At 72.0% G+C, this 10,934-nt stretch carries 10 protein-coding genes; all 10 read left to right on the forward strand.

Features of this window, described 5'->3' with window-relative positions; translation table 11 throughout:
- Nucleotides 1-105: 105 nt before the first annotated feature.
- Entirely contained in the window at nt 106-1,035 is a 930-nt protein-coding gene (locus AMK26_RS34990) for an ABC transporter permease (protein ID WP_073760240.1), read from the forward strand.
- Nucleotides 1,028-1,840: an ABC transporter ATP-binding protein gene (locus tag AMK26_RS34995; protein WP_241838229.1), complete on the forward strand. Its 813-nt coding sequence runs from the start codon at nt 1,028-1,030 to the stop codon at nt 1,838-1,840. The genes AMK26_RS34990 and AMK26_RS34995 overlap by 8 nt, the downstream gene beginning before the upstream one ends.
- A 436-nt stretch (nt 1,841-2,276) precedes the next feature.
- A complete protein-coding gene (gene hpnC / locus AMK26_RS35000; RefSeq protein ID WP_073760242.1) occupies nt 2,277-3,182 on the forward strand; it encodes a squalene synthase HpnC in 906 nt (301 codons plus the stop codon).
- Complete coding sequence (gene hpnD / locus AMK26_RS35005; protein ID WP_198944247.1) at nt 3,179-4,129, forward strand: presqualene diphosphate synthase HpnD; 951 nt, start codon at nt 3,179-3,181, stop codon at nt 4,127-4,129. The genes hpnC and hpnD overlap by 4 nt, the downstream gene beginning before the upstream one ends.
- Before the next feature lie 104 nt (nt 4,130-4,233).
- Nucleotides 4,234-5,634, forward strand: coding sequence for a hydroxysqualene dehydroxylase HpnE (gene hpnE / locus AMK26_RS35010; RefSeq protein ID WP_073760246.1), 1,401 nt, complete (start codon nt 4,234-4,236; stop codon nt 5,632-5,634).
- The gene (locus tag AMK26_RS35015; RefSeq protein ID WP_179166849.1) at nt 5,631-6,731 is read left to right on the forward strand and encodes a polyprenyl synthetase family protein; all 1,101 of its coding nucleotides are present in this window, start codon (nt 5,631-5,633) and stop codon (nt 6,729-6,731) included. Before hpnE ends, AMK26_RS35015 begins: the two co-directional genes overlap by 4 nt.
- A 119-nt stretch (nt 6,732-6,850) precedes the next feature.
- The gene (gene shc / locus AMK26_RS35020) at nt 6,851-8,863 is read left to right on the forward strand and encodes a squalene--hopene cyclase (RefSeq protein WP_073760250.1); all 2,013 of its coding nucleotides are present in this window, start codon (nt 6,851-6,853) and stop codon (nt 8,861-8,863) included.
- Nucleotides 8,863-9,555, forward strand: coding sequence for a phosphorylase family protein (locus AMK26_RS35025; RefSeq protein WP_073760252.1), 693 nt, complete (start codon nt 8,863-8,865; stop codon nt 9,553-9,555). Before shc ends, AMK26_RS35025 begins: the two co-directional genes overlap by 1 nt.
- A 5-nt stretch (nt 9,556-9,560) precedes the next feature.
- Nucleotides 9,561-10,583 (forward strand): adenosyl-hopene transferase HpnH, encoded by a 1,023-nt coding sequence (gene hpnH, locus AMK26_RS35030; RefSeq protein WP_198944248.1) that lies wholly within the window; start codon nt 9,561-9,563, stop codon nt 10,581-10,583.
- Nucleotides 10,584-10,587: 4 nt separating this feature from the next.
- A partial coding sequence (locus tag AMK26_RS35035; RefSeq protein ID WP_158071173.1) for a flavodoxin-dependent (E)-4-hydroxy-3-methylbut-2-enyl-diphosphate synthase occupies nt 10,588-10,934 on the forward strand: 347 nt, incomplete at its 3' end.

Consider the following 10,934-nt stretch of genomic DNA (forward strand, 5'->3'; position numbering starts at 1 on the left):
CTGACAAGCTCGGACCGACAAGCACGGGGCATCCCGGGGCCCGGCCGCCACCTGACCCGCCCGCCCCTCGACTGCCGCGCATCCTGAACACGAAAGTTTCCCCTTGTGAGTGAGACAACCCATGACGGAGCGATCGCCGTGACCGCCCCGCCATCACCGGACGCGGGCCTGTCCCCGGCGGAGCTGGCCGCCAAGTACGGCCTGTCGGTCAGCGGTGCCCGGCCCGGTCTGGCCGAGTACGTCCGGCAGCTGTGGGGGCGCCGTCACTTCATCCTGGCCTTCTCCCAGGCGAAGCTCACGGCCCAGTACAGCCAGGCCAAGCTCGGCCAGCTCTGGCAGGTGGCGACACCGCTGCTCAACGCGGCGGTCTACTTCCTCATCTTCGGCCTGATCCTGAACGCCGGGCGGGGCATGGAGAAGGAGGTCTACATCCCGTTCCTGGTGACGGGTGTCTTCGTCTTCATGTTCACGCAGACGTCCGTGATGTCCGGCGTACGGGCGATCTCGGGGAACCTGGGCCTGGTGCGGGCGCTGCACTTCCCGCGCGCCTCCCTGCCCATCTCCTTCGCGCTCCAGCAGCTCCAGCAGCTGATGTTCTCGATGATCGTGCTGTTCGTGATCGCGGCGGCGTTCGGCAGCTACCCCTCGCTGAGCTGGCTGCTGATCCTCCCGGCGCTGGCGCTGCAGTTCCTCTTCAACGTCGGCCTGTCGCTGATCATGGCGCGGCTCGGCAGCAAGACCCCCGACCTCGCGCAGCTGATGCCCTTCGTCATGCGCACCTGGATGTACGGCTCGGGCGTCATGTTCTCGATCCCGATCATGCTCAAGGACAAGCCGGCCTGGATCGCGGACGTCCTGATGTACAACCCGGCGGCGGTCTACATGGACCTCATCCGGTTCGCGCTGATCGACGGATACGGTTCGCAGAACCTGCCCTCGCACGTCTGGCTCGCCGCCCTGCTGTGGGCGGTCCTGGTCGGGGCCGCCGGGTTCGTGTACTTCTGGAAGGCAGAGGAGCGGTACGGCCGTGGCTGAGCAGACCGACGACGTGACCGCGACCGCCGCCGCCGACGGCGCGCGGATCCCCACCGTCATCGCCGACGACGTGCACATCGTGTACCGGGTCAACGGCGGCGGCGGAGGCAAGGGCAGCGCCACCGCCGCGCTCAGCCGGATGATCCGCCGGGACAAGGGCGAGTCCAGGGGCGTACGCAAGGTGCACGCCGTGCGCGGGGTGTCCTTCACCGCGTACCGGGGCGAGGCCATCGGCCTCATCGGCACCAACGGCTCCGGGAAGTCGACCCTGCTGCGGGCCATCGCGGGCCTGCTGCCCACGGAGAAGGGCAAGGTCTACACGGACGGCCAGCCCTCGCTGCTGGGCGTCAACGCGGCGCTGATGGGCGACCTGACCGGTGAGCGCAATGTGATCCTCGGCGGACTGGCCATGGGCATGTCGCGCGAGGAGATCCGGGAGCGGTACCAGGAGATCGTCGACTTCTCCGGCATCAACGAGAAGGGCGACTTCATCACCCTCCCCATGCGGACGTACTCCTCCGGTATGGGCGCCCGGCTCCGGTTCGCCATCGCCGCCGCGAAGAACCACGACGTCCTGATGATCGACGAGGCGCTCGCCACCGGTGACCGCAAGTTCCAGATCCGCTCCGAGCAGCGCATCCGCGAGCTGCGCAAGGAGGCCGGCACGGTCTTCCTGGTCAGCCACAGCAACAAGTCGATCAGGGACACCTGCGACCGCGTCCTGTGGCTGGAGAAGGGCGAGCTGCTGATGGACGGCCCCACGGACGAGGTCCTGAGGGCGTACGAGAAGGAGACCGGCAGGTAGTCCGGCCGGGATCCGTACGAGGGCGGCTGTACGAAGCCGGGAAGGGCCCCTGCCGGAGCGCACGGCAGGGGCCCTTCCGGTGGCGGGCACGCGCCGGTCGTACCAACCGCCCCGGGATGCCATGTTTCGGTCAAGTCCCGTGCGGCGCGGGGCGGTTGACGTCAAGATCGTGACCGTTCCCGGGTGTGTGACACCCCGGCACGGCCCGGGACGTTGTACAACGTAAGCTGTACCGGTCCTGATTCGCGGCAAGTGGGGCGATATTCCCCGGCCCCCACCGGGCCGGGGCGGTGCCTCGCAGGCCAGGACCGGCGGCGTGTCCGAAATGAGATGTATTGGGTCGGCAGTGTAGAACGGGAGACGTGACGGCAATGACGGTGAATCCCCAGCCCCGCCTCCGCAAGGGTCCCGCCGTCCCCGCGCCGGGCAGTCCGCAGTGACAGGTACCCGGCAGGTGCGCCCCGACGCCTCCCCGCGCACCACACTCGACAAGGCCGCGCACGAGAACTTCCCCGTGGCCCCCTTCTTCCTGCCCCGTGCCTGGCGCGACGACCTCATGGCCGTCTACGGCTACGCCCGCCTCGTCGACGACATCGGCGACGGCGACCTCGCCCCGGGCGGCGCCGACGCCCGCCATCTGGGCGCCGAGGGGGAGACGGACCGGCTCGCCCTGCTCGACGCCTTCGAGGCGGACCTGCGGCGCGTCTTCGACGGCACCCCGTCCCACCCGCTGCTGCGCGCCCTGAAGACCACCGTGCGGCGCCACGCGCTCACCCCCGAGCCGTTCCTGGGCCTGATCGAGGCCAACCGCCAGGACCAGGTGGTGCGGCGCTACCAGACGTACGACGAGCTCGTCGCCTACTGCGAGCTGTCCGCCAACCCCGTCGGGCGCCTCGTCCTGGACATCACCGGCACCACCAGCCCCGAACGCCTGCGCCGCTCCGACGCCGTCTGCACCGCCCTGCAGATCGTCGAGCACCTCCAGGACGTCGCCGAGGACCTCGCCCACGACCGGATCTACCTCCCGGCCGAGGACATGAAACGTTTCCACGTCACCGAGGCCGACCTGGCCCGCCCCACCGGCGGCGCCTCGGTACGCGCCCTCATCGCGTACGAGGCCGAACGCGCCCGCCGGCTCCTGGACGACGGCATCCCCCTCGTGGGCAGCGTCCGCGGCAGGCTCCGGCTCCTCCTCGCCGGCTTCGTCGCCGGAGGGCACGCCGCCCTCGACGCGATCACGGCCGCCGGACACGACGTACTCCCCGGACCGCCCAAGGCCACCGGGCCCAAACTGATGCGCGAAGTGGGAACCGTGTTGCGCAGAGCGCGTAGAGAGGGGTGAGCGGGACCGTGGAGGGACAGACGGAGATGTCCGCACCGGTGGCGGCCGCCTACAGCTACTGCGAAGCCGTCACCGGACGGCAGGCCCGTAACTTCGCCTACGGCATCCGGCTCCTGCCGACCGGGAAGCGGCAGGCCATGTCAGCGCTGTACGCGTTCTCCCGGCGGGTCGACGACATCGGCGACGGCACGCTCGCCCCCGAGGCGAAGCAGGAGCGGCTGGAAACCACCCGTGAGCTGCTGAGGCGGATCCGCGAGGGCGCCGTCGGCCAGGACGACACCGACCCGGTGGCCGTCGCGCTCGCCGACGCCGCACGCCGCTTCCCGCTGCCGCTCGGCGGCCTCGACGAGCTGATCGACGGCGTCCTGATGGACGTGCGCGGCGAGACGTACGAGACCTGGGACGACCTCAAGGTCTACTGCCGGTGCGTCGCCGGCGCCATCGGCAGGCTCTCCCTCTCCATCTTCGGCACCACACCCGGCGCACGCGGCGCGGCACGCGCCCCCGAGTACGCCGATACACTCGGCCTCGCCCTCCAACTCACCAACATCCTCCGCGACGTTCGCGAGGACGCCGGCACCGGACGCACCTACCTGCCCGCCGACGACCTCGCCAAGTTCGGCTGCTCCGACGGCTTCCGCACCGCCACCCCGCCCCCCGGCTCCGACTTCACCGGCCTCGTCCACTACGAAGTCCGGCGCGCCCGCGCCCTGTTCGCCGAGGGCTACCGGCTGCTGCCCATGCTCGACCGGCGCAGCGGCGCCTGCGTCGCCGCCATGGCCGGCATCTACCGCCGCCTCCTCGACCGCATCGAGCGCGACCCCGAGGCCGTCCTGCGCGGCCGTGTCAGCCTGCCCGGACACGAGAAGGCGTACGTCGCCGTGCGCGGCCTGTCCGGCCTGGACGCCCGTACCGTCTCCCGGCAGACCGTCAGGAGGCGCGCCTAGATGGCCACCATGCCAGCGACCCGGCCCGCGAACCGGCACAATCAGCGCGCAACCCTCCGCCACAGCCTCGCGTCCCTGACTGCGACGACCCGACGGGAGACCGGATGAGCGACGCCGACCTGACACCGGGCCACGCCGCCCCGGGGCACGCCGTGGTCGTCGGCGGCGGCCTCGCCGGCATCACCGCCGCCCTGCGCCTGGCCGACTCCGGACTGCGCGTCACACTCCTCGAAGGCCGGCCCCGCCTCGGCGGCCTCGCCTTCTCCTTCAAGCGCGGCGACCTCACCGTCGACAACGGCCAGCACGTCTACCTCCGCTGCTGCACCGCCTACCGCTGGTTCCTCGACCGCGTCGACGGCGCCCACCTCGCGCCCCTCCAGCCCCGCCTCGACGTGCCCGTCCTCGACGTCGCCCACCCGCGCGGCCCCCGCCTCGGCCGGCTGCGCCGCACCGCCCTGCCCGTACCGCTGCACCTCGCCGCGAGCCTCGCCACGTACCCGCACCTCTCGCTCGCCGAGCGGGCGAGCGTCGGCCGCGCCGCCCTCGCCCTGAAGCGGCTCGACCCGGCCGACCCCGCCCTCGACGGCATCGACTTCGCCACCTGGCTCGCCCGCCAGGGCCAGTCCGCGCGCGCCACCGAAGCCCTGTGGGACCTGATCGGCGTCGCCACCCTCAACGCCACCGCCCCGCACTCCTCCCTGGCGCTGGCCGCCATGGTCTTCAAGACCGCCCTCCTGACCGACCCCGGCGCCGCCGACATCGGCTGGGCGCACGTCCCGCTCGGCGACCTGCACGACACCCTCGCCCGCAAGGCGCTCGACGCCGCCGGCGTACGCACCGAGCTGCGCGCCAAGGTCAGCGCCATCCTGCCGAGCGCCCACGGCCGCTGGGCCGTCGACGTACCCGGCGAACGGCTGGAGGCCGACACCGTCGTCCTCGCCGTACCGCAGCGCGAGGCCCACGACCTGCTGCCGCACGGGGCGCTGGACGACCCCGGCACGCTCCTCGACATCGGCACCGCCCCGATCCTCAACGTCCACGTCCTGTACGACCGCAAGGTGCTGCGCCGCCCGTTCTTCGCCGCGCTCGGCTCCCCGGTCCAGTGGGTCTTCGACCGCACCGACGCCTCCGGCTACACCGACGGCCAGTACCTGGCCCTCTCCCAGTCGGCCGCCGGGGACGAGATCGACGAGCCCGTCTCCGTACTCCGCGAGCGCTACCTGCCCGAGCTGGAGCGGCTGCTGCCCGCGGCACGCGGCGCGAAGGTCCGGGACTTCTTCGTCACCCGGGAGCGGACGGCGACGTTCGCCCCCACCCCCGGCGTCGGCCGGCTGCGGCCCGGCGCCCGCACCAACGCGCCCGGCGTGCACCTGGCCGGCGCGTGGACCGCCACCGGCTGGCCCGCGACCATGGAGGGCGCCGTACGCAGCGGCTTCACCGCCGCGGGCGCGGCCCTCTCGGCCCTCGGCCGCCCCCATGTACATCCGCTCGAGGAGGCGGCATGAGCCTGAGTACTGGAACCAGAGGAGAGACCGTGCCGACTGTGCCCCCGGTGAACCCGGCCGTCGACACCGCGGACGTCACCGCACTGCTGGAGCGGGGCCGGACCATGTCCACCCCCGTCCTGCGCACGGCGGTGAAGCGGCTGGCGCCGCCCATGGACACCGTCGCCGCTTACCACTTCGGCTGGATCGACGCCCACGGCCGGCCCGCCGACGGCGACAGCGGCAAGGCCGTACGCCCCGCCCTCGCCCTGCTGTCCGCCGAGGCGGCCGGTGTGGCGCCGGAGGTCGGCATCCCCGGCGCGGTCGCGGTGGAGCTGGTGCACAACTTCTCGCTGCTGCACGACGACCTGATGGACGGTGATGAACAGCGCCGTCACCGCGACACCGTGTGGAAGGTGCACGGCCCCGCCCAGGCCATCCTCGTCGGCGACGCCCTGTTCGCGCTCGCCAACGAGCTGCTGCTGGAGCTCGGCACCGTCGAGGCCGGCCGCGCCACCCGCCGGCTGACCACCGCCACCCGCAAGCTCATCGACGGCCAGGCCCAGGACATCTCCTACGAGCACCGAGAGCGGGTCACCGTCGAGGAGTGCCTGGAGATGGAGGGCAACAAGACCGGCGCGCTGCTCGCCTGCGCCTGCTCCATCGGCGCCGTCCTCGGCGGCGCCGACGACCGCACCGCCGACACCCTGGAGGCGTACGGCTACCACCTCGGCCTCGCCTTCCAGGCCGTCGACGACCTGCTCGGCATCTGGGGCGACCCGGAGGCCACCGGCAAGCAGACCTGGAGCGACCTGCGCCAGCGCAAGAAGTCCCTGCCGGTCGTCGCCGCGCTCGCCGCCGGCGGACCGGCCTCCGAGCGCCTCGGGGAGCTGCTCGCGGCCGACGCCAAGAGCAGCGACCTCGACAGCTTCTCCGAGGAGGAGTTCGCCATGCGCGCCGCCCTCATCGAGGAGGCGGGCGGCCGCGCGTGGACCTCCGAGGAGGCCCGCCGGCAGCACGCCGTCGCGATCGAGGCGCTGCACCGCGTCGACATGCCGGAACGGGTCCGCGCCCAGCTCACCGCGCTCGCGGACTTCGTCGTCGTACGAAAGCGATGACCGCCATCGGGACGAGCACCCGCACCATATGAATCGCTAGTCGCCGGCCGGTGCACTCCGCTGTACCGGCCGACGGCCCACCCGCAGCCGCAGAACGCCAACTGCACGAAGGGGAAGCCATGACAGCGACGACCGACGGAAGCACCGGGGCCCTGGAGCCCCGCGCCGCCTCGGCCACCGGAACCACCACCGGAACGACCACCACCACCACGACCCCCGCAGCGAACGACGTCAGGGAAGTCGCCGCGCGGGCAGCCCAACGCTCCATCGAGTACCTCCTGGCCCGGCAGGACGACGAGGGCTGGTGGAAGGGCGACCTGGAGACCAACGTCACCATGGACGCCGAGGACCTCCTGCTGCGGCAGTTCCTCGGCATCCAGGACGAGGCGACCACCCGCGCCGCCGCCCTCCACATCCGCGGCGAACAGCGCGACGACGGCACCTGGGCGACCTTCTACGGCGGCCCCGGCGAGCTGTCCACCACCATCGAGGCGTACGTCGCGCTGCGCCTGGCCGGCGACCGGCCCGACGAGCCGCACATGGCCCGTGCCGCCGCCTGGATCCGCGAGCAGGGCGGCATCGCCGCCGCCCGCGTGTTCACCCGCATCTGGCTGGCCCTGTTCGGCTGGTGGAAGTGGGAGGACCTGCCCGAGCTGCCGCCGGAGCTGGTCTTCCTGCCGAAGTGGTTCCCGCTCAACATCTACGACTTCGGCTGCTGGGCCCGGCAGACCATCGTGCCGCTCACCGTCGTCTCCGCCAAGCGGCCCGTCCGCCCCGCGTCCTTCCCGCTCGACGAGCTTCACACCGACCCCCGGCTCCCGAATCCGCCGAGGACCCTCGCTCCCGCCGGGACCTGGGAGGGCGCCTTCCAGCGGCTGGACAAGGCGCTGCACGCGTACCACCAGGTCGCGCCCCGGTGGCTGCGCAAGGCCGCGATGAACACCGCCGCCCGCTGGATCATCGAACGGCAGGAGAACGACGGCTGCTGGGGCGGCATCCAGCCCCCCGCCGTCTACTCCCTCATCGCGCTCCACCTGCTCGGCTACGACCTGGAGCACCCGGTGATGCGCGCGGGCCTGGAGTCCCTCGACCGGTTCGCCGTGTGGCGCGACGACGGCGCCCGCATGATCGAGGCCTGCCAGTCGCCCGTCTGGGACACCTGCCTGGCCACCATCGCGCTCGCCGACGCCGGCGTACGCCCCGACCACCCGGCGCTGGTCAAGGCCGCCGACTGGATGCTGGGCGAGGAGATCGTCCGGCCCGGCGACTGGGCCGTCCAGCGGCCCGGACTCACCCCCGGCGGCTGGGCGTTCGAGTTCCACAACGACAACTACCCGGACATCGACGACACCGCCGAGGTCATCCTGGCGCTGCGCCGGGTCAAGCACCCCCACCCGGAGCAGATCGAGGCGGCGATCCGGCGCGGCGCCAACTGGACCGCCGGCATGCAGTGCCGCGACGGCGCCTGGGCCGCCTTCGACGCCGACAACACCAGCCCCTTCCCCAACCTGCTGCCGTTCTGCGACTTCGGCGAGGTCATCGACCCGCCGTCCGCCGACGTCACCGCGCACGTGGTGGAGATGCTGGCCCACGAGGGCAAGGCCCACCATCCCCGTGCCCGCCGCGGAATCACCTGGCTGCTGGCCGAACAGGAGCCGAGCGGCGCCTGGTTCGGGCGCTGGGGCGTCAACTACGTCTACGGCACCGGCTCGGTGGTGCCCGCCCTCACCGCGGCGGGGCTTCCCCCGTCGCACCCGGCCATCCGGCGCGCCGTCGCCTGGCTGGAGTCGGTCCAGAACGACGACGGGGGCTGGGGCGAGGACCTGCGCTCGTACCGGGAGCGGGAGTGGATCGGCCACGGTGCCTCCACGGCCTCGCAGACGGCGTGGGCGCTGCTGGCGCTGCTGGCGGGCGGGCAGCGGGAGTCCAGGGCCGTGGAGCGCGGCGTCCGCTGGCTCGCCGGGACCCAGCGGGAGGACGGCTCCTGGGACGAGCCGTACTTCACCGGGACCGGCTTCCCCTGGGACTTCTCCATCAACTACCACCTCTACCGGCAGGTCTTCCCGCTGACCGCGCTCGGCCGGTACGTCAACGGCGAACCGGTGGTCGGCCGGCTCGGCAAGGGGGCCTGATGGCGGCAGAACCGGAGCCTTCCGGTTCCGCTCACGCTTCCGCGGCGGCTCCTGTGCCGCCCATGCTGATCGCCTGCGCGCTCGGCATCGAGCAGCTCGCGCTGCGCAGCGGCCGCCGCCGCCACGGCGGTACGTCGCCCGGCCCGGTGACCGTGCTGCGTACGGGCATGGGGCCCGCGAACGCCCAGCGGGCCGTCACCCGGGCGCTGGAGGGCGGCGAGCTGCGCGGCGCCGCGGTCGTCGCGTCCGGGTTCTGCGCGGGGCTGGAGCCGGGCATGCACCCGGGAGACCTGGTCGTCGCCGACGAGACCCGGGGCCCCGGCGGCTCCACCCTGTGCACGGGCACGGACCTGCTGGTGGACGCGCTGACCCGGGCCGTTCCCGGCCGGACCGTCCACAGCGGCCCGCTGACCGGCTCCGACCACGTGGTACGCGGTCAGGAACGGGCCCAGCTGCGCGGCACCGGGGCGATCGCGGTCGACATGGAGTCCGCGGCCACCCTCCGCTCCGCGCTGAACACGGGCGTCCGGTCCCGCCCGGTTGCGGCCGTACGAGTGGTCGTGGACGCTCCAGAGCACGAACTCGTCCGGATCGGCACGGTACGCGGGGGAATATCAGCCTTCCGTGTTCTTCGTTCTGTATTGCCCGCTTTCTATGAATGGCACCGTTCTTTGCTGCTCCCCAGGAGGTGAGCCAGATGGCCATGCCGCTTCGCCAGACCATCCGGGTAGGGACGTATCTCTTCGAACAGAAGCTGCGCAAGCGTGAGAAGTTCCCGCTCATCGTCGAACTGGAGCCGCTCTACGCCTGCAACCTCAAATGCGAGGGCTGCGGGAAGATCCAGCACCCCGCCGGGGTCCTCAAGCAGCGCATGCCGGTCGCCCAGGCGGTCGGAGCGGTCCTGGAGTCCGGCGCGCCGATGGTCTCCATCGCGGGCGGCGAGCCACTGATGCACCCGCAGATCCACGAGATCGTGCGCCAGTTGGTGGCCAAGAGGAAGTACGTCTTCCTCTGCACCAACGCCCTCCTGCTGCGCAAGAAGATCGAGGACTTCACGCCGTCGCCGTACTTCGCCTTCGCCGTGCACATCGACGGCCTGCGCGAACGGCATGACGAGTCGGTCGCCAAGGAGGGCGTGTTCGACGAGGCGGTGGAGGCCATCAAGGAAGCCAAGCGGCGGGGCTTCCGGGTCACCACCAACTCCACCTTCTTCAACACCGACACCGCGCAGACCGTCATCGAGGTGCTCAACTTCCTCAACGACGACCTGAAGGTCGACGAGATGATGATCTCGCCCGCGTACGCGTACGAGAAGGCGCCCGACCAGGAGCACTTCCTGGGCGTCGAGCAGACCCGCGAGCTGTTCCGGAAGGCCTTCTCGGGCGGCAACCGGCGGCGCTGGCGGCTGAACCACTCGCCGCTCTTCCTGGACTTCCTGGAGGGCAAGGCCGACTTCCCGTGCACCGCCTGGGCGATCCCCAACTACTCGCTCTTCGGCTGGCAGCGGCCCTGCTACCTGATGGCCGACGGGTACGTCCCGACGTACCGGCAGCTCATCGAGGAGACCGACTGGGACAAGTACGGCCGGGGCAAGGACCCGCGCTGCGCCAACTGCATGGCGCACTGCGGCTACGAGCCGACCGCCGTCCTCGCCACCATGGGCTCGCTCAAGGAGTCCCTGCGCGCCGCCCGCGAGACGGTCTCCGGAAGCCGGGGGTGAGGTGATGCCGGAGCCTGTGGGCCTCGGGCTGCCCGAGCTGCCGCCCCGGCCGATCGCGGTACGCCGCCCCTCGCGGCGCATCCAGGTCGGGTCGGTGGCGGTCGGCGGCGACGCGCCCGTGTCGGTGCAGTCCATGACGACGACCCGGACCTCCGACGTCGGCGCCACGTTGCAGCAGATCGCGGAGCTGACCGCGTCCGGCTGCCAGATCGTACGGGTGGCGTGCCCCACCCAGGACGACGCGGACGCGCTGGCGGTCATCGCGAAGAAGTCGCAGATCCCGGTGATCGCGGACATCCACTTCCAGCCGAAGTACGTCTTCGCCGCCATCGACGCGGGCTGCGCGGCGGT

Source organism: Streptomyces sp. CB03234, assembly GCF_001905885.1.
Lineage (GTDB): Bacteria > Actinomycetota > Actinomycetes > Streptomycetales > Streptomycetaceae > Streptomyces.